20 protein-coding genes and 3 tRNA genes are annotated in these 16,602 nt (G+C 69.7%); 5 read left to right on the top strand and 18 right to left on the bottom strand.

All coding sequences use genetic code 11. The features are described 5' to 3' along the window. Nucleotides 1-4 precede the first annotated feature (4 nt). From ACLHRZ_RS26535 to ACLHRZ_RS26485, 11 genes are all read right to left on the bottom strand, one after another. Entirely contained in the window at nucleotides 5-280 is a 276-nt protein-coding gene (locus ACLHRZ_RS26535; protein WP_490421033.1) for a DUF6211 family protein, read from the bottom strand. 221 nt (nucleotides 281-501) lie between these two features. Then, nucleotides 502-1,101, bottom strand: a complete 600-nt coding sequence (locus ACLHRZ_RS26530) for a DUF6349 family protein (protein WP_490421032.1) — start codon at nucleotides 1,099-1,101, stop codon at nucleotides 502-504. Then, complete coding sequence (locus tag ACLHRZ_RS26525; RefSeq protein ID WP_490421031.1) at nucleotides 1,098-1,505, bottom strand: DUF6181 family protein; 408 nt, start codon at nucleotides 1,503-1,505, stop codon at nucleotides 1,098-1,100. The genes ACLHRZ_RS26530 and ACLHRZ_RS26525 overlap by 4 nt, the downstream gene beginning before the upstream one ends. Before the next feature lie 79 nt (nucleotides 1,506-1,584). Further along, nucleotides 1,585-2,010 carry a DUF6197 family protein gene (locus tag ACLHRZ_RS26520; protein ID WP_490421030.1) on the bottom strand — a complete coding sequence of 142 codons (426 nt, stop codon included), beginning with the start codon at nucleotides 2,008-2,010 and terminating at the stop codon, nucleotides 1,585-1,587. A gap of 60 nt (nucleotides 2,011-2,070) precedes the next feature. After that, entirely contained in the window at nucleotides 2,071-2,778 is a 708-nt protein-coding gene (locus tag ACLHRZ_RS26515; protein WP_490421029.1) for a hypothetical protein, read from the bottom strand. Between the two features lie 334 nt (nucleotides 2,779-3,112). Continuing rightward, complete coding sequence (locus ACLHRZ_RS26510) at nucleotides 3,113-3,517, bottom strand: DUF6409 family protein (protein ID WP_490421028.1); 405 nt, start codon at nucleotides 3,515-3,517, stop codon at nucleotides 3,113-3,115. A gap of 112 nt (nucleotides 3,518-3,629) precedes the next feature. Continuing rightward, complete coding sequence (locus ACLHRZ_RS26505; RefSeq protein WP_490421027.1) at nucleotides 3,630-4,505, bottom strand: hypothetical protein; 876 nt, start codon at nucleotides 4,503-4,505, stop codon at nucleotides 3,630-3,632. 126 nt (nucleotides 4,506-4,631) lie between these two features. Next, nucleotides 4,632-4,991: a hypothetical protein gene (locus tag ACLHRZ_RS26500; protein WP_490421026.1), complete on the bottom strand. Its 360-nt coding sequence runs from the start codon at nucleotides 4,989-4,991 to the stop codon at nucleotides 4,632-4,634. A gap of 38 nt (nucleotides 4,992-5,029) precedes the next feature. Beyond that, a complete protein-coding gene (locus ACLHRZ_RS26495; protein WP_490421025.1) occupies nucleotides 5,030-6,256 on the bottom strand; it encodes a hypothetical protein in 1,227 nt (408 codons plus the stop codon). Nucleotides 6,257-6,393: 137 nt separating this feature from the next. After that, entirely contained in the window at nucleotides 6,394-6,816 is a 423-nt protein-coding gene (locus ACLHRZ_RS26490; RefSeq protein ID WP_490421024.1) for a hypothetical protein, read from the bottom strand. Nucleotides 6,817-6,882: 66 nt separating this feature from the next. Further along, nucleotides 6,883-8,637: a ParB N-terminal domain-containing protein gene (locus ACLHRZ_RS26485; RefSeq protein ID WP_490421023.1), complete on the bottom strand. Its 1,755-nt coding sequence runs from the start codon at nucleotides 8,635-8,637 to the stop codon at nucleotides 6,883-6,885. A gap of 570 nt (nucleotides 8,638-9,207) precedes the next feature. Here ACLHRZ_RS26485 and ACLHRZ_RS26480 point away from each other — a divergent pair. The 3 genes from ACLHRZ_RS26480 (at nucleotide 9,208) to ACLHRZ_RS26470 (ending at nucleotide 10,898) form a co-directional block, all read left to right on the top strand. Next, nucleotides 9,208-9,663, top strand: coding sequence for a hypothetical protein (locus ACLHRZ_RS26480; protein WP_490421022.1), 456 nt, complete (start codon nucleotides 9,208-9,210; stop codon nucleotides 9,661-9,663). Next, nucleotides 9,653-10,285: a hypothetical protein gene (locus tag ACLHRZ_RS26475; RefSeq protein ID WP_490421021.1), complete on the top strand. Its 633-nt coding sequence runs from the start codon at nucleotides 9,653-9,655 to the stop codon at nucleotides 10,283-10,285. Before ACLHRZ_RS26480 ends, ACLHRZ_RS26475 begins: the two co-directional genes overlap by 11 nt. 139 nt (nucleotides 10,286-10,424) lie before the next feature. Continuing rightward, nucleotides 10,425-10,898, top strand: coding sequence for a DUF6233 domain-containing protein (locus ACLHRZ_RS26470; RefSeq protein WP_490421020.1), 474 nt, complete (start codon nucleotides 10,425-10,427; stop codon nucleotides 10,896-10,898). 61 nt (nucleotides 10,899-10,959) lie between these two features. On the opposite strand, the gene ACLHRZ_RS26465 is transcribed toward ACLHRZ_RS26470, so the two are convergent. Together ACLHRZ_RS26465 and ACLHRZ_RS26460 are read right to left on the bottom strand one after the other, a co-directional pair. Next, the gene (locus ACLHRZ_RS26465; protein WP_490421019.1) at nucleotides 10,960-12,300 is read right to left on the bottom strand and encodes an endonuclease domain-containing protein; all 1,341 of its coding nucleotides are present in this window, start codon (nucleotides 12,298-12,300) and stop codon (nucleotides 10,960-10,962) included. A 143-nt stretch (nucleotides 12,301-12,443) separates the two neighbouring features. Further along, nucleotides 12,444-12,656, bottom strand: coding sequence for a cold-shock protein (locus tag ACLHRZ_RS26460; RefSeq protein WP_359361313.1), 213 nt, complete (start codon nucleotides 12,654-12,656; stop codon nucleotides 12,444-12,446). On the opposite strand from ACLHRZ_RS26460, the gene ACLHRZ_RS26455 reads away from it, so the two are divergent. Next, nucleotides 12,558-13,070, top strand: a complete 513-nt coding sequence (locus ACLHRZ_RS26455) for a DUF8825 domain-containing protein (RefSeq protein WP_490421018.1) — start codon at nucleotides 12,558-12,560, stop codon at nucleotides 13,068-13,070. The two genes, ACLHRZ_RS26460 and ACLHRZ_RS26455, sit on opposite strands and share 99 nt — an antisense overlap. Then, nucleotides 13,067-13,285 (top strand): LexA family protein, encoded by a 219-nt coding sequence (locus tag ACLHRZ_RS26450; protein ID WP_490421017.1) that lies wholly within the window; start codon nucleotides 13,067-13,069, stop codon nucleotides 13,283-13,285. Before ACLHRZ_RS26455 ends, ACLHRZ_RS26450 begins: the two co-directional genes overlap by 4 nt. Before the next feature lie 272 nt (nucleotides 13,286-13,557). Here ACLHRZ_RS26450 and ACLHRZ_RS26445 read toward each other — a convergent pair whose 3' ends face one another. The 5 genes from ACLHRZ_RS26445 to ACLHRZ_RS26425 form a co-directional block, all read right to left on the bottom strand. Continuing rightward, the gene (locus ACLHRZ_RS26445; RefSeq protein ID WP_490421016.1) at nucleotides 13,558-14,475 is read right to left on the bottom strand and encodes a tyrosine-type recombinase/integrase; all 918 of its coding nucleotides are present in this window, start codon (nucleotides 14,473-14,475) and stop codon (nucleotides 13,558-13,560) included. Nucleotides 14,476-14,714: 239 nt separating this feature from the next. Further along, the gene (locus ACLHRZ_RS26440; RefSeq protein WP_490421015.1) at nucleotides 14,715-15,950 is read right to left on the bottom strand and encodes a tyrosine-type recombinase/integrase; all 1,236 of its coding nucleotides are present in this window, start codon (nucleotides 15,948-15,950) and stop codon (nucleotides 14,715-14,717) included. 111 nt (nucleotides 15,951-16,061) lie between these two features. Further along, nucleotides 16,062-16,138: transfer RNA gene (locus tag ACLHRZ_RS26435), tRNA-Ile, on the bottom strand. A gap of 192 nt (nucleotides 16,139-16,330) precedes the next feature. Continuing rightward, nucleotides 16,331-16,403, bottom strand: a tRNA-Asn gene (locus ACLHRZ_RS26430). A gap of 5 nt (nucleotides 16,404-16,408) precedes the next feature. Next, nucleotides 16,409-16,481 (bottom strand) — tRNA-Asn (locus ACLHRZ_RS26425). Nucleotides 16,482-16,602: the final 121 nt, after the last annotated feature.

Genomic DNA, 16,602 nt, shown 5'->3' with positions numbered 1-16,602 from the left:
GGGGTCATGAGCGGGGCTCGGGGCCGGGGCTCGGTGTCCAGGTGCGGGCGCCTTCGGGGGTGACCCGGGTGAGGCTGGCGATCTCGTCGGGCACGAGGACGGCGGCCCAGTCGTCGCGATGGGGGTGGCCGGCGGGGCGGTTGAGCACGAGGTGCTCTCCGCCGGGGAAGTCCTCGACTATGACGAAGGTGTCGCCCGGTCTGGCATCGATGCTGTTACCGGCTCTGAGCTGGGCGAAGTCGCCGGGCTGGGGACGGGCCGGGTCGTGTTCGCTTAGCATGGTGGGGTCTTTCTGGTGAAAGGCTCGACGGCCAGCGCCTTGTTGCCCTTGTGCGCTGGCCGTCTTTTCGTTCTGGCTGGGGGTGCCGCTTCGACGTGTACGCGTCGGGCAGCAGTGCCCGGTATTCCGGTCTGGGTGTTGCCTGCCCAGACCACAGCGATAGAATTAAACCACCTTCTGCGAGTAGGGGCGGGGCTCGGGCGCGAGGGCGCCGCTGGCCGTCAGAACAGCGACGCTTGTTCGGCAAGAGCGGTGCTCCCCTTCTGCAGAGGCTTGTCCACGCGGAGTTCGTACCGGGGCCGACCCTTGTGCGGGGGGTCGTGGGGCTCGTCGCGGTAACGCGCCCAGACCAGCAGCGGGGCACCCTGGTCCACCCAGCCAGGCGGGTAGAGGGAAGTGAGCTGCTTCCAGAGCCGAACGTTCCTGGGCAGGTCCCATCGATCCTTGTTCTTGGTGGTTGACGGGAGGGAGCGCCAGCCGGGGAAGGCGTGGTCGTGCGCGTCCTCGACCGCTGTGTTCTCGGCCTCCTTCCACTTGTCGCCTCGCCGTGTCTCTCCCTCCCACTCGCAGCTGAGACAGGCTCCGCGGTATTCGTTGTCCTGGCCGCCGGGGATTCGCCGGGCAAGCAGGGTGGGGGCGTGGTGGTTCGGCGGGGTGGTGCCGTGTCCGAGGTCGGTGTAGGTCCCGCCTGGGTGTCCGGCCTCGATGTGCCAGGTCTCGAAGCGGTTCACGGCTTCCAGTGCGCGGGTCCGGGCCATGCGCACCTGCCAGTAGTAGGACTGCCGGTTTCGGGCGCCGCACGGCTCGGCGGTGGCCGTCACGGTTCGTCGCCCAGGAGGCCGGCGGCGAAGGTCTCCCTCAGCGGCTCGGCGAGGAAGCGTTGTTCGTCGACGTCGTGACGGAAGCGGTGTCCGTAGGCGGCGCGTATTGCTCGCCGGGCGTCCTGGTGCCGGTCTTCCGTCGGATCGTAGGGAGAGCGGGTCAGCACGTCGTAGCCGTGCTGGGTGAGGACTTCGGCGATGAGCGAGCGGACGCGGACGGGATCGAGTGCCGTGAAGTCGATCGTGGTCGGCGCGGCGGTGAGTACGCGGGTGAGTTCGGAGGCGCTGAGTCGGGGCTGAAGGGGGACGGTGATGCGGGCGACACCGTCATGACTGAGTTCGGCGGCGCCACGGCGGCGCGGTGGTCGTGAGGCAGTGACGGCGGGATTCTTCGTCGGGGTCACGGTGCTGGGCTCTCGGTCTTCGAACGTGTAGTGGTGACGTGGCGGGGGGCGGGGCGGTGCTACCCCGCCCCCCGGCCGGTTAGAAGAGGTGGCTGGCGCTGCCTGCGGTGGCTCGGAAGGCGTGGGCGGCATCGTCAGCGGAGCGGCCGGCGGCGGTGCTCCATCGGTCGATCACGTCGCGGTGCAGCCGCGCGACGGTGGCGGGGTCGTCGGCGTCGACGGGGTGGCCCGCAAGGTGGGCGGCGAGGATGCGGAGTGCTTCGTCGCGGGCACGGTGGATGCGGTCCCAGTCGTAGGTGCGTCCGGCCTGTCCCCGCCCGTGGCCGGCGGCGACGGCAATGGCGCCGCGCGGCCAGCAGGCGAGTCGAGCGGTGCGGCCGGGGGCGTTGAAGAGCCCGGGGCCCTGGTGGATGCCGACGTGTTCGATGTGGCAGGCGGCCCATTCGAGGATCGCGGCGGGGTCCGTGGGGATGAGGACGCTTTCGGGGCTGTAGCGGGTCGGCATGGTGGTGTCCGTTCGGGAGAGGACCGGGGGCGGCGGCGTCACGCCGCCCCCGGCGTCGGTCTACTGCTGGTAGGCGGTGATCAGCTCGCGGACCCGGTCCTTGCCGATGCACCCGCCCTCGTGACGGTGGGCAGACGGCGGGGCGCCGTTGCGCCCGCGCAGGTGGGACCAGAACTTCGGGCCCTCCCACGAGCACAGTCCGCAGCGGAGATACCAGTGGTTATCGCTCCCGGGGAACCCAGTGAGGACCGCCCGCCAGTGGTGGGCCGCGAGTCCCTCGAACGCCGTGATGGCGCTCTTGATGTTGCGGTCCGTCGCGGGCATCCGCGGGTGCAGGAGGGGCACCGGGCCGCACAACGGCTTGGGCGCCTCGGCACAGACCTGGTCGAGCGGGACGGCCGTGATGCGACCGGCGGCGTACTCCGCGGCGAGGTAGGCAGCGGCCATGTCGATGCCCGAGGCGCGCTTGGGGCCCGTCGGCGGGCGGCCGAGGTTGTGTTCCCCCGCGCTGGAGTCGATCCACCAGTCGCGGTGCCAGCGGTGGGCCTGCCCGATCACCCAGTTGTCGCCGATGATCACGGGGTAGCGGCACGCGGTGTCGGGGGCTCCGATGCGGTACGGCACGGCGGCCCGGGAGGTGTCGGTGACGCCGACTTCCGGGAAGGCCGTCAGGTGGCCGGACTGGCCGAAGCCGGGGGTGGGGGTGCTGTCCAGCTCGTCTCCGGCGACGGTGACGATTATGGGGCGGTCAAGGAGTTGAGTGGTCACTGAACTGTCTTTTCTGGTGAGAGAGTTCGTTCCGGCCGAAGGGCGGAACGTTGCTGTGAAATGCGGCCTGCGCCACCAGCGCGGGCCGGGAGGGACGAGCGGCTCGCGGGCCGTCGCGCCCTGCGCGACGGCAGAGGCAGCCGCGCCCCCGCGGGGCGCGTCCGTCCCGGTGCCCGGCGGTGGCCGGCGGAGCCGCCTGCGGCGGAGTCGGCCAGCGGCGGTGAACGCACCGGGCCTTGTTGCTGCCGCCCCCGAAGGGGGTGTCCCGCTTCCCCTTCGGGGGCGCCGGTCCGGAGGTGTTGCCCTCCCCCGGACCGGCGGGGCGCTCGGGGGATCAGCCCTGCGTGGCCTTCGCGCCTTCGAGGGTGGCCACCCGGGCTTCCCACGCCTCCCGGACCGCTTCTCGCAGTGCACGGCCCTCGCTGCACAGGAACGAGAAGCCGTTGCCCACGCAGCTGGTGATGCTCCAGAAGGCGGCGGCGTCCATGGTGGTCAAGGTGTCGTCGATCCGGACGAGTTCGCCCGGGTGCATGAGCTGGACGGTCTCGCCGGGCTCCGGGGCTCCGAGCGTCCAGAACCAGACGGTTGCAGCACTCGCGATCTCGCCGTCGAAGGATTCGACGACGATTGCCGGGTGCGGGTCGTGCTGCTGGTCGGCGAGCCAGACCCGGCCGATCACGAGTGTCCCGGGGGCGAACTGGGTGGTGGTCCGGTTGCCGGTCTGCTGAGCGTTGTTCATGAATTCTCCTGGTGAGAGGCGGGGTTTCCGCCCGTTGCCCTGGGCGGTGGTGTCGGAGGCGGTGCTGCCCCCCCCCCGACACCATTAATTAAACCACGTTATGGGGTTCGGGTCAACCGACGATTGCCAGTTCACGGGCTGCGGCGGTGACGGCGTCCGCGATGGCGCGGCCGGTCTCGACGACGCGGACGACCGACGCGTGAACGGGGGGCTTCTTGTCCGAAGTGAGGATGCCCGCGAGCGGGGGCATGACGGCGGGGCCGGGGGCGATTCCGAGCACAAGGGCGGCGACATGGGCGGCGGACGCGACTTCGGCAACATGCTGGCCCGGCATCGAGGCGACGGCTGCGGGGATGCGGCGCCATGCATGGCCGTACAGCAGGATGCGCGCGGCGTCCTCCGGGGCCTGCTGGCTGAAGTCGAACCCTCCGGCCCGCTCGGGGTCCTCGCCGTACGTCTCCCGGTACCGGGTGACCAGAGCGTCACGGATGACGGATGCGGGGAGCGCGGCGGGCGCGGTGGGCGCGGCGGGGGGCTCGCATTCGTCGCCCTCGGTCTGGGAGAGGTCGAAAACGGGTCCGGCCTTGAATCCGGAGACCTTGCGGGGGCCACCCTCGACGGGGGTCTCGGCCGGTACCTGCTGGGCGTCACCGGAGGCTGCGGGGGCGTCCTGGGCGGTGGCGGTGCGGCGCTTGATCGGGGTCCAAATGCGTATGGAGGTGGAGCCCTTGACAGGGTGGCGCCCGGCCTTTCGCCAGTCTCCTGCGCTGAGTACGCGGGTGGCGTGGGGGCACTGGGCTGCGATGGCGACGGCGTTGACGGGGCTGCGGTCCGGCAGCGTGGCGGCGACGCGCAGGACGGTGGTCCAGAACGCTTCGTCGGTGACCATGGCGCCGTACGCGCGGTCCATGACCGATTCGAGTTCGGCGCGCATCTGGGCGGTGTAGGCGCGGCGTTCTTCCTGGCTCATCTGCGACTTGCGGGCCATGACGTCATCTCCTGGCGAGAAAGGCTGGACTCCGGGGGCCGGCTGCCCCTGGGAGGTGTCGGAGGCGGTGTTGCCCCCCTCCGACACCATTAATTAAACCACGTTCTGAGCGGTGGGGCAATTCCGCTACATCCAATAGCGGCCCTCCGCATGGCAGGCTGATCGGTAAGCCTGGTGAATGGCTTCCTCGATCTCCACGTAATGCGCGAGCGTGTCAGGGGCGATGTTCGCACCGAAGCTTTCGCGGTTCGCGCGGCGCCACTTCAACGCGATGACGAGCGTTGTCAGTTGGGATTTCGTGAGCACCCATCGGCCGGAATCCGGCAACTCGTCGCCGTAGATCATCGCCCGCGCGTTGCTGATGTGCTCCGTGCCAGTCCACACGTTCTGTGTGGACTGGAGTGCAAGCGCTCTGCGGAGCGTCGTTCGGACGTAGGGGGCCTGTACGGTCCACCCGGGCGTGATGACGTGCATGTCTGCGCTCATGGCTGGGGTCCTTCCTGTGCGGTCTTGAGGACGGGCGGTCACGCGGCGGCGAGTTGCCGTTCGGTGACGCGGCAACGGGTCAGTACGGTCTGCGCAACCTCGCCGTAGGCGCTGTGCTCCTTGACGGTGCCGGTCACCTCGACCTCGTCGCCCCTGTCGGGGACGTCGGCGGCACTGCTGAACCAGACATAGACGTTGCCGCTGGAGTCCCGGAACTTGACCAGTCGGCGGCGCTGGGCGTGGTAGCCGTAGTGCCGCTCTTCCAGCTCGATCACGGTCGTCACGGTGGCGGTGATGGTGAGCCGCTCTCCTTTGGCGCCCTGTGGTGTCGAGTTGCGGGCGGCCTGCTCGTCGGCGGCCTTCTCCTGGTCGCGGTGCCATCCCGCGATGGCGGACACCAGCGTCGGGAAGTGGCGGTGCGCGATCGTCTCGCCCTTCGCGAGCTGGCCCACCTTGTGGCGGTAGTCGTTGGCGCTGCCGTATCCCTGCACGGCCCATTCCCGGACGGCGGCGGCCACGGCGGGCGCCTGGGGCTCGGCGTCGACGGCCGCGCGCCACTCGGCCGACGCGCGGCGGTCGAAGAAGTACGCCAAGACGCCGTCTGCGGTCGGGCTGGTGTTCTTCCACTCCTCGGCGCGGCTGTAGTAGCGGCCCTCCTGGGCCACGATGGCGGCGGTCACCCGGAGCACCTCGGGAACTGGTACCCGCAGATCGGCGGGGTATCCACCTTCGCCGCTGTCGTCGTCCCAATCGGAGTCCTTCAGTTTGCCGAAGCGCCACAGCGCCTCAAGACCCTTGATCGGCAGTCCGGTGTACGGCTCCACGCACGTCGTGCCCAACTGCCGGTACTCGCCGCTGTCGTGACGTGCAAGGTAGGTGGCAGTCCGATGGCGGTCCACCTTGCACCCGTGGCAGAAGTTCTCGATCACCCGCTGTCGGCTCACCTCGGCGGCAAGCTGGTCGGGCAGTCCGGGAAAGGCGCTGAGGAGCGTTTCCCCTTCCTCGTCGTGGTCCAGCCGGGCCACGACCGTCCAGCCGCCGTGACGGGGAATCTCCCCGAAGATCGTCACGGTGACGGTGGGCCGCTTGCCGATGATGCGGCCGTCGAACGGGCCCTTGTAGTCCGCGAGGAACGGGGCGGAGAAGTCGAGCGAGTAGGCAGTCAGTCCGTGGACGGCGGCGCGGGCGTTGGTGGCCTCGACAAGCTGACGGACATGGCTGGCGGACGCGGCCGGCATGTCGAACCGCATGGCTGCGCTGTTCATCGTGCGTACTCCTGCTGGTGAAAGGTGATGAGTGCCCGGCCGGGCGGGTTGCCCTCCGCGTTCGGCCGGGATCCGGTCGGGCCGCGTGCGGCCCGGTGGCCGGAGGGGGCGTTGCCCTCCCCCTCCAACACCATTAATTAAACCATGTTCTTGGGCGTGGGGCAAACATCGCGCCCCGGGATGTCCAGCGCCGCGCGGTCCCGGAGGAACGCGGCGAACAGGGCGGCGGTGTAGGTGTCGGCGGTGCCGTAGGTGCGGCGGCAGTCAAGGGCGCCGATGCGCTCGCCCCGGTGGCGGACGGGGAAGGGCTCGCCGGGAGCGGGGATGGTGAGTGCGTACAGTCCGCGCGGGGTGTCCACGCGCAGGGCGACGGCGGCGGCCTGGTAGTCGTAGGCGGCAGACCAGCGGGCGGGCCCGATGCCGAACTCTGCGAGGGCGTCCGCGATGGCGCGGGCCTGCATGATGTCGGCGATGGTGCCGGGGCCGGGCTCGGCGGGGGCGGGGATGCAGCCGCACCCGTGGTCGTCTGCGAGGGTCTCGAACGGGGCTGTACGGGTCACTGTGGGTCTCCTGGGGTTGCCGGGGCGGGCGGTGCGTCCCACCCCGGCATCGTGCGGCTAAGGGTCTTAGGCGGCTGCGTCGTCGGCGGGCTGCTCGTCGGCGGCGGGCGCCTGGTCGGCCTGCTCGGGCTCGGCGCTGGCCGTGATCGCGGTGCGCTTCTTCTTGTTCGGGTCGTACGGCTCGTCGTCCTTCACGGCCTGCTCAATCGGGGTGAGCTGGTACCCGAGCGCTGCGAGGATCGCGAACCACCTGGCGGTGGGCTTCCTGATCTCGTTGCACCGCTGGCTGTCGGTGCGCCATGCGAACCGGTTGGCGGACTTCTCGCGGACGGCGGCGACGGCGGCGAACTGGAGTTGCGGGGCCCGGCGGGGGTCCTTGGCGACGTGCTCGGGGAAGTCCATGCGGTGCTTCGCCTTATCGCCGCTGAGTCCGAGCAGAATGGCCAGGATCTCGGTCGTGGGCCCCTTGTTCAGGTCGTCGCAGAGCCCCCACTGACCGCCGAGCAATGCCGCGTTGACGTGGCCGATCAGGGCGTTGGTGGCCGTCTTGGGGAGGTCGCGGCGCTTGACCATGTCCGCGAGCCACTGGCGGCGCCTGCCCTCGGCGGCATCCCACTCGATGTTCCCCTTCTTGACGGCGGCGCGGGCCGCTTTCTCCGCCTCCGTGTCGGCGGCGGTCTGACCACTGCCGCCCACGGGGCTGCCGGGCCCGGCGTGGCCGTACAGGGCGGGAGAGGTGCAGTACGACGTGAGCCGTGCATCGTCTGCGTCCTCCAGCACCCATACATGCCCCTTGCAGGCCGCGTGCTCCTCCGGGCTGATGGACGCGCCGTCCGGCGCCTTCAACCGCCGTACCGGCATTGTCCGGTCGGACAGCTCCGCCCTGTCCCGGACCCGTTGCCCGGCCTTCTCCAGCTCGGCGCGGTGGGCCTCGGCCTGCTCGCGCTTGTCGCGCTTGGTCCGCTCGATCGCAATCGTCCAGTCGACTTCGTCGGCGGCGTCTTCGTCCTCGGCGGCCTCCTCGGCGGCCTCCGTGATCGCGGCGAGCGCATCGGGGTCGTCGGCGAACTCACTGAGCGCGGCCAACTGATCAAAGGTCCAGGCGTAGTTAGCGCTGGTGGCCGCCTCGTTCAGCGCCTTGTCGCCCTTGACCTTGACGACGGCCTTGACGTCCTTCTGCCGGACGCCCGCAGCCTTCGCGATCCGGCCGACCTGGGCGCCCGCCTCGGCCGCAGCGAACATGGCGGCGGTCATCTCGCCACGGCTCAGCGCCTTGCGGTGCTGGGCGGTGGTGATCATGTCGAGGAACTGCCCGGCCTCGTCCCGGTCGTCGTCCTCCCACTCGTACGGCAGGTGTGTAAGACCTGCCTCCTGCGACCCGAAGAACCTTCGGTTGCCGTCGTTGACCTGGATGATGCCGCCCTCCAGCCGCTGGAGCTTGACCGGGATGCGGCACCCTTCGACGCGAATCGACTCCACAAACGGTGTGTTGATGTCGAGGTCTTCGCGGGCGTTCTTCGGGTGCGGGGTGAGCAGGTCGATCCGGATGACCGGGCGCGGCGCGAACGGCACGGTCTCCAGCCCGGCGGCAATGGCGGCTGCCAGCCGGAGGAACCCGTCGATCACCTGGGGCACGCCGCCGCGCGTCTCGGCGACGTACAGGGGTTCCTGGACACCGTTGGCGGTGACGGCGGCCAACAGGTCCGCAGGCACCTGGACTTCGCGGAGGTTGCCCGGATGGGCGGCCAGTTCGGAGACGGGGACCGTCTCCCACTGGACAGGGGTGACCTTCGGGCCGGCTGCGGTCGCGGCGTTGCTCATCGCGCTTCGTCTTTCCTGGCGAGAGGGGCCGCCGGGCCCGGTTCGGCTCGGCGGGGGTGCCGGTCGGGGGTGTTGCCCTCCCCCTTCCGACACCATTAATTAAACCACGTTATAGAGTCTCAGGCAAGTTCTACCCTGGGGTTTCCCGTGCCCCGGCTGCTTGATCGGCTGTCCTCCGGCCGGGCTCGGCCGCACCGGGCCTCGGCGGGGTTCCCTCCTCGGTCGGACGGCTCTGCGGAGTGTGCCGTGGCGCAGGGGTGGGAGGTGGAGCGCCCGGAAGCCTCAAATTCCAGAGGAACGGAGGAATTTGAGGATCCGGACGTACGACCTCCCACCCCTGTGGTGCGGTGCGCTTTGCTGGGTCGGCCGATCGAGGAGGGAACCCCGCCCCCTCACCTCAACCAACGACGGCGCGACGGTCGAGCGACTGGCCCTCTCCCCCTCCGAGTAGGACCCGCCGGAGGCATCCGTCTGTGACCGGCGCCACTCCCAGGGTGGAGATGGCCGCGGACCTGTGCCTACGGTGCGCGCCATGAGCAGGTATTTCGATCAACACCGCGGGGTGGGCGGATGAGCACGAGCACGACTTCTACGGCCACGGTGAGCGCGGCCGAACTGCGGCGGCGGGTACGGGCGAACCAGGCCCTCCAGGCCAAGACGCGTGAACTGGCCGCGGCGAACGTGCTGTCGGCGCGGGACGCCGCCGCGAAGGCCGCCCTGGCCCAGGAGAAGGCCCAGATAACAGCGCGCGAAGCCGTCGCTGCCGCCCTCAGGCTGTTCGACGGCGACGCGCAGTTGGTCTCGGATCTGCTCGGTGTGCCAGCGGAGGAGCTGGAGAGGGAGGCGAAGCCTGTTACCGCCGCGCGGGCCAAGGATGTCATCGACGGACTGCGTACCCGTGCCGCGCGTCCTCGCGCCCGCCGACCGCGATCCTCCCGATCTTCGGAATCGCAGCAGGAGGTCACGGCGGACGGGCGTCAGCAGGCTGACGGCGCATCGCGCAGCGGCCACACTGATGCTGCCTGACGACGGTCCTGGACCCGGCCTGTTCCCGCTCTCCGCAGTGGGCCAGTCCGGGTCCGCGCCGGTCGAGCAGCTCGCGCTGATCGGGGAGCCGGCGCCCGTACGCATCCCGGCGGCGGAGTGGGCGGTCTGGCTGGACGACGAGGCTGTGCGGACCCGCTACTGGGCAAAGGTCCACCGCACCTCGTCGGAGTCCGGCTGCTGGTTCTGGACCGCCGGAGTCTCAGATACGGGTCATGCGTCCTTCCGGGCGGCGTCCCTGCCGGGCCGGACCCGGCGGGGGACGGTGCCGGGACACCTGTACGGCTACCAGCTGGCGCACGGGGTGATCCCACGTCTGGGCTGGGGCACCGACAGCCCGACCGTCTGCCATACCTGCGATAACCATTCGTGCCAGCAGCCGCTGCACCTCCGGCTGGGCACCCCGGCGGAGAACCGCGCCGAGTGGCTCGCCCGGCGCCGCAACCCGGGCAGCCCACTGGCCGACCTGCGCGGGCCGGCGGGCCGCTCCCGGGCCATCGGAGCAGCGATCCGCACCGGCCGCGCGAACGGCGAGCCCGAGGCACAGATCAGCAAGCGCATCGAGGCAGCGGCAGCAGCGGGACGCCCCCTCAGCCTCTGGTAACAGCTCGTGCGACTCAACTCCCTTACGGATCAGGAAAGAAGGTGTAGACGCCTGGCCCGTACCGCGCCCTCGCGTACATCCATGAAGGGCGCTGGAATCCGCGGTTAGGATGCCGGTGAGCGCGGAGGGAGCCCGGAGAATGCCGAGGGATGCGGCGCGGGTGGCCGTCACGCTGCCCGACGGCCAGGAGTTGCGGGCCAGGCTGTACGAGCGGCGGCGCGCTGCCGGCGGCTGGCAGTACCGGGTGGGCATCACCGTCTGGGCCCCCGGCAGCAGCGTTCACCCGGAACCTGTGGAACACGGTGTCTGGCTCGATGCCTGCCACGTCCGCCCCCTCGAAGGCGGCGACTACAGCAGCGTCCCCACCCGCACGAGCAACAACAGCAGTAGCCGACAAGCCTGGACCGTACAAGACCTCCCCCACCGTCCGGGCCACCCCGGGGCCCGACTGCTCCATGTCGTCGGCTGCCAGCCCGGAGCCACCCCTATCAGCCTCGACCAGGCCCTCGACGCCCTCGGCCAGCCTCGCACCGTCCCCTGCCGCGAATGCAACGCCGCCTCTTCACTCCCACACCCAACCGACATCCCGCAACAGGACGGCACGCCCCGCTGAACAAGCCCGCCGCTGGCATAACTTGCGGCAGTGGGCAGCGCCAGTCTCCCCCGGTGTCCGGTCAAAACAGTGCCAGGCCCTCGCCGTTGGTATCGGCGATGACGGGCCGGGGCTGGGCGGGGAGGCCGTCCAGGCGGTCGGGGCCGGCTGCGGCGGCCACGGCGGGGGCGGTCTCGGCCAGCCAGGTGCGGAACTGCTCTGCGGCTTCGCGGTAGGGGACTTGTGCCAGGAGGCGGTGTTCGCCGGAGGGGCAGAAGTCGACGGTGACCGTGAGCAGGCAGGAACGCGGCGCGTTCTGGCTGCCGGTCCAGGACACGCGCAGCACGCCGCAGGGTTCGCGCCTGCGGGAGGCGCGGTGGGTCGGGCGCAGTGACCGGCAGGCTATGTGGGCGGTCCATGCGGCGAGGTGGGGCAGCGGGAGGGTGGTGCGGGCGCGGCAGCCGGGGCAGCGGTGCCAGTGGCGCAGCCAGTCGGCGGCGTGGGTGTCGAAGAGGTGCAGGTAGTGGCCGGCCACGCGGATGTCGTTGCTGTACAGGTGGTCGGGCCGCTCTTGCGTGTTGCAGGAGTGGCATACCGGGGCACGGGCATAGCCGTGTTCATGGCAATGATCGAGCACGGTGGCTGGCACGGTGCGGCAGACGGCGCACATCCACTGGGCCACCTTGCGGGAGAAGCCGGGCTTCCTACTGAGCACCGAGTACAACTGGCCCTCCAACTCCCCGTTGTACAGACGCAGCGCGGCGGCTGGGCCCTCGGGGCTCGCCGTCTGCCGGCGGCCGGCAGCCCGGGTCTGCCGGTGATCAGAAGGCTGTCCGGTATCGGCTGTGCTTGCCTGGCGGGCCGACGTGGCGTGCAGCCACTGTGTTTCGGCGTGCTCGGCCGCGTCCAGCAGCCTGACCACAGAACGCGGCAGCCACCACGTCCGCACCGCCCCGTCACGGGCTCGTTCCACGAGCACCTGCCGCCAGTCGATCCCCGCCAGGTGGCATGCCCTGCCGTCTTCACGCCGTGCTGTCTGCCCAGGGCCGCCCGGTTCCTGCACTTCCTGCATGACGCGCTGGCGCCAGCGCAGCAGCGTGCCTTCGCTGTGCTCCTGCTGCGGCGCGTCACGGAACGGTCCGATGCGGACCAGGCCGTGGTCCATCTCCACCATGTCCAGTTCCGCGGCGGCCCGGCGCACCTCGCCCTCCGCAACACCCCACCGGCCGCCGCCCGTCTTCACCACCGCCACCACACGGCCGCCGAGCAGGACATACCCGGCCCGGGTACCGGCAGGAGGACCGGCGAACACCCCAGCAGCCGTCGGCACAGCACTGCCAGCCGTCAAACCGGCCCACAGAACCTCCGCAGCGCCCAGAGAGATCAGGTCACCCGCGCGACCCGGAATGACATGCTCTGACATAGCGACAGGCTATCTACCTCGCCGTACGGCAACGCCCGGAAGCCGTCGGCTGCCCGAAGCAGGGCAGCACTGCCGGGGCTGGCGGCTGGTGCGTGCCATCGCGCCCAAGAGGAACTCGCAGACGCGATGGCACGATGCACGGGCTACTCGGGACGGACCTGCGCGGCCTGCATGCCTTTCTGGCCTCGTTCGGCGACGAAGGACACCCTCTGCCCCTCCGTGAGGCTCTTGAAGCCTTCGCCCTCGATGGCCCGGAAGTGGACGAACAGGTCGTCGCCCCCACCGTCAGGGGTGATGAAGCCGTACCCCTTCTCCCCGTTGAACCACTTCACAATGCCGCTCTGCCGGTTGGCCACGCTTCCGCCGATCTCTCCGAGGGTGGTAATCAACCCCCATCACACCACCCTTGCCACTGCGACACAGGCAGATCGAGCCGCCGTGCCCGGGGTTGCCCGTCATCACATCGGGCGGTTCGACGTGCACCGCAAATCGAACACGTGATTCAATTCCGGCCATGCCGCCCGCCCCCTTCCCCCGGAGTACCCGACGACCTTGTCCGGCTCCAGCGCACCTGGAACCGTACGTACGAGGCCCTCGCGGTGCCCCGCCCTCGCAACGTGACAGCGTTGCGCCGCCGGCTGCACCGCCTCTCAGTGCGCCTGGTCTGGCACCCCTACTTCGACGCAGCTCCCAGCGGAATGCCTGCGGCCAGAGCAGAACTGCGCCGTCAGGCACGCGCGTACGGACAGCAGGAGGAGCAGGCATCGTGATCGACCTGACCGATCAGCAGATACGGATCGCCCGGAGTGCGCGGGAGTACGTCGCCAAGTACGGCGAAGCGCCTTCGATGCGCGATCTCGCTGAGGCTGTCGGGCTGTCCAGCGTTTCCACGGTCGCGTACCACCTTGGGCGGATGCGAGATCGCGGGCTGGCTGTGGAGACCCGTGGCCGGCCGAGTGGCCGGTGCCCGCACTGCGGCCTCTGACCGGGCGGCCGACGCATACTCCGCCCGGTTCCCCTGGGGACGAGACGATTCACCCGCCGCCGACACGAGACCGCCGTCAGCGCTGGTGGCCAGCGAAAGGATTGCCGGACGGCGCTCTTCCTCCGGGCAAGGCGTCCATCGGCCGGCGAGGAACTGAGCTGCGAGGTCATCGACAAACTGAAGATCCTGCCGCGGCACCCGCACATGGCGGAAGCCGCCGAAGGCATTGGCGGCTTCCGTATACGAGGCGCTCAGCAGCAGGCGGGTGCACCTCAGATCGACTGCCCAGTCCCCTTCTCGCACTCCTGCTCAGCCTTGATCCTCTTGCGCTCAGCCTTGGCGATCTCCGCCATCTTCACCTCGGCATACCCTTCGGCCCAGATGGCGTCGTAGCAGCTCCGGCAGAACGGCCTCAGCCGCCGGTCTTTCACCTTCCCCGTCACAGGGAATTCGATCACGACATCTACCAGCAGAGACGGGTCCGCCGTACCCTCGCACGCGCTCCGGTGGTGCGCATGTACGTGCTTGCACTCGCAGTAGCAAGGGTTGTCGACGCCTTCGGCTTCGGGCTCTGTCCACGCGCTCGGGTACTTGACGCGCCGCGGCCGACCACCGATCCGCCGTATCTCCTGGCCGCCAGCCCGAAAGGCATGGATGTTCGTCTTGGCCACCTGGCGGGCAACCCTGGCCGCCGCCTGGCGACCCAGCGCGGCGCCGCGCCCGTCCGCCAGGAACGGCCCCTCGGAGCGATCAGCCATGGCCGCGTGCGCGAGAGCCGCGGTTTGGTCGCTGAGCGGGACGGTGCGCTCGTCGCTGTCGCGCTTGGGGTAATCCACGCTGACCTGGTGGTGGTCGAGGTCGACGTCCCGTACGTCCAGCGACAGGGCATCGGCCAGGCGGACGCCGCCCTCCCACAGCAACGCCCACAGTGCGCGGTGCGCGGCCGGAATCGATTCATCAGCGATGAGTCGCTGGAAGTGCTCGGGCGTCACGGCTTCGGCGCTGAGGTCCAAGCGGCTGCCGCGTCCGGGCTGGGCAGCGCGGGCAGCATCGGCCTCCGCCTGGTCGTAGCGCATGGCACCGCTGCTGGGGTCGCGGTCGACGGAGTCGAGCGGAGCGAGGGTTCGGCGGGCCATCGATTCGCTGACACCCCAACGGTCGGCGCACTCTCGTGCCGTTGTGAGAATCATGGGGCCGAACGTATGCACACCCAGTGCATACGTCAAGATACTGACCGCCGGAGATCGGCATGCACTGCGGGCGATGAGGCCGAAAGCGTCGCCGGGTGGATACCGGCTGGCATACCGGACCAGTGGAGGACGCTGTGCCACCTCGGGTCGGGTGCAGTCGGCCGACCCTGGGGCAAACGACGGCAGGAGACCCGGTCACCCCGCGGGGTGACCGGGTCTCCTGCCGTCCGTGGAGGACTTCACGCCGCCTTGGTGAGGTCCTGCGGCACCGTGGCGCTCATCGCCCACTCGACGGCTGCCACGACCTCGTCGTCCGAGGACTCCAGGAGGTGTCCGTACCGGTCGACGGTGGTGGTGATCGACTCGTGGCCCAGGCGGGCCTGGATCACGGGCAGTGGGACCTTGCCGGCGATGAGCCAGGAGGCGTGGGTGTGGCGAAGGTCGTGGATACGCGGGCGCTTGGTGAGCCCGGCGTCGTTGGCCGCGTCCAGGGCAGGCTTCCAGCGGTGCGCGAAGAAGACCCCGGAGTGCCAGGCCCCGCCCTCAGGGGCGGTGAAGACCAGATCCCTTGGCTTCTTCCCGAGGCAGAGCCGCTGGAACAGGGACACCTGGTCAGGGGTGAGCACGAGGGTCCGGCGTGACTTCTTCGTCTTGGGGGCGCCGAGGAACGTCCCGCCGCCTTCTCCCCGCCGCTTCCATGCCCGCTGCACGCGGAGCGTCGGCCTCTTGGACACGAAGGTGAAGTCCCTGCGCTGCAGCGCCGTGATCTCGCCCCACCGGAGGCCGGTACTCACCAGCGCATCAACGATGTCCACGGCGTCGGCACGAAGGTGGGCCCGCAGAAGGGCGTACTCCTCGGGCTCCAGGAACACCTCGTCGTCCTCGGTGTCGTTCCCCTTGGGCAAGCGGGTGTGCGCGCACGGATTCGCGTCACGCAACGACGGATCGGCGTCCACCGCCGACTGGACGATGCTGAAGAGCAGACCGTGCAGATTGGCGATCGTCTTCGGTGCGTACGACCGGCGTGTGGTCCCGGCGGGGTGAAGCGGGCCAGGTCTGCCGTTCTGGAGGTCAAGAATCCACTGGCTGACGTGGTTCCGGGTGAGCTTGGCTCCCCGGTCGGAGACCGACAGCTCTCCGAACCACGGAATCATGTGGTTATCAATGAATCTGGTGTAGTTGATCCGAGTATGGTCGGATATATCCGTCAGCAGCCCCACGTAGGCATGGGCGAACACCGGGAACATCTCCGAGTCCGGCACGGGCGACTCCCGTTCGACGAACCCCTCGCCCTTGACCCACCCCGGCGGCCATTGCTGTCCGTGACCGTTGACCAGGTCACGGAACCGCTCCGCCGTATCCACATCATCGAAGGTCTCGCGCTGCCAGCGCCCCGATCGGGTGCCGCCGGTCCGCCACACCACCGTGTACGAGGGGTCCCCGGACTTGCGCGGGTTGGTCTTGATCGAAGCCATGAAAGAAATCGTACGGGGGTACGGTGTGGCGCTTGTGTGGCGAACGCTGCGACGATGTTCGCGGGGCGCCAGCGTTTCCGCAGGTCAGATCGTTTCTGCACTGCTGCCGCGTGGTGGGGCGGGTGGGACTCGAACCCACGGCCGACGGATTATGAGTCCGCTGCTCTAACCGGCTGAGCTACCGCCCCGTTCACGGCGCGTCGCGCACATCTGTGCGCGCCGTCTGCCGCAGCATAGCCGCTCATACGATCTGCTGCCCCGGCGGGGCCGCATCGTGTGACCAGCCTGACCTTGAGGACTTCGATCACGCCGGATCGGTTCCCGCCCGGCGGGAACCGGGACATGAAAAAAGGACCCCCGCAGAGGTCCTCGTTCCACAGCTCCCCCGACTGGACTCGAACCAGTAACCTGCCGGTTAACAGCCGGCTGCTCTGCCAATTGAGCTACAGGGGACCGCGCTCCCCCGACTGGACTCGAACCAGTAACCTGCCGGTTAACAGCCGGCTGCTCTGCCAATTGAGCTACAGGGGATTGTGGCGTTTGCTTCGAATGCACCTTCGTCCGGCCTCCCGGGCGGCGTGCGCTCGCTGCGGGACATACATTAGCGCAAGCAGGGGGGTGCTCCGCCAATCGGTACACCCGGAGTGACCTC

Source organism: Streptomyces sp. AM25, assembly GCF_058146165.1.
The sequence above is the reverse complement of the archived record's forward strand: the minus strand, read 5'-3'. Positions and strand labels throughout refer to the sequence as shown.

What these genes read in the sequence shown, in the direction of transcription:
- ACLHRZ_RS26535 (WP_490421033.1), bottom strand. Translation starts at nt 280, where the DNA reads ATGCTAAGCGAACACGACCCGGCCCGTCCCCAGCCCGGCGACTTCGCC.
- ACLHRZ_RS26520 (WP_490421030.1), bottom strand. Translation starts at nt 2,010, where the DNA reads ATGCCGACCCGCTACAGCCCCGAAAGCGTCCTCATCCCCACGGACCCC.
- ACLHRZ_RS26440 (WP_490421015.1), bottom strand. Translation starts at nt 15,950, where the DNA reads ATGGCTTCGATCAAGACCAACCCGCGCAAGTCCGGGGACCCCTCGTAC.
- ACLHRZ_RS26500 (WP_490421026.1), bottom strand. Translation starts at nt 4,991, where the DNA reads ATGAGCGCAGACATGCACGTCATCACGCCCGGGTGGACCGTACAGGCC.
- ACLHRZ_RS26495 (WP_490421025.1), bottom strand. Translation starts at nt 6,256, where the DNA reads ATGAACAGCGCAGCCATGCGGTTCGACATGCCGGCCGCGTCCGCCAGC.
- ACLHRZ_RS26470 (WP_490421020.1), top strand. Translation starts at nt 10,425, where the DNA reads ATGCCGAGGGATGCGGCGCGGGTGGCCGTCACGCTGCCCGACGGCCAG.
- ACLHRZ_RS26510 (WP_490421028.1), bottom strand. Translation starts at nt 3,517, where the DNA reads ATGAACAACGCTCAGCAGACCGGCAACCGGACCACCACCCAGTTCGCC.
- ACLHRZ_RS26480 (WP_490421022.1), top strand. Translation starts at nt 9,208, where the DNA reads ATGAGCACGAGCACGACTTCTACGGCCACGGTGAGCGCGGCCGAACTG.
- ACLHRZ_RS26485 (WP_490421023.1), bottom strand. Translation starts at nt 8,637, where the DNA reads ATGAGCAACGCCGCGACCGCAGCCGGCCCGAAGGTCACCCCTGTCCAG.
- ACLHRZ_RS26445 (WP_490421016.1), bottom strand. Translation starts at nt 14,475, where the DNA reads ATGATTCTCACAACGGCACGAGAGTGCGCCGACCGTTGGGGTGTCAGC.
- ACLHRZ_RS26465 (WP_490421019.1), bottom strand. Translation starts at nt 12,300, where the DNA reads ATGTCAGAGCATGTCATTCCGGGTCGCGCGGGTGACCTGATCTCTCTG.
- ACLHRZ_RS26505 (WP_490421027.1), bottom strand. Translation starts at nt 4,505, where the DNA reads ATGGCCCGCAAGTCGCAGATGAGCCAGGAAGAACGCCGCGCCTACACC.
- ACLHRZ_RS26475 (WP_490421021.1), top strand. Translation starts at nt 9,653, where the DNA reads ATGCTGCCTGACGACGGTCCTGGACCCGGCCTGTTCCCGCTCTCCGCA.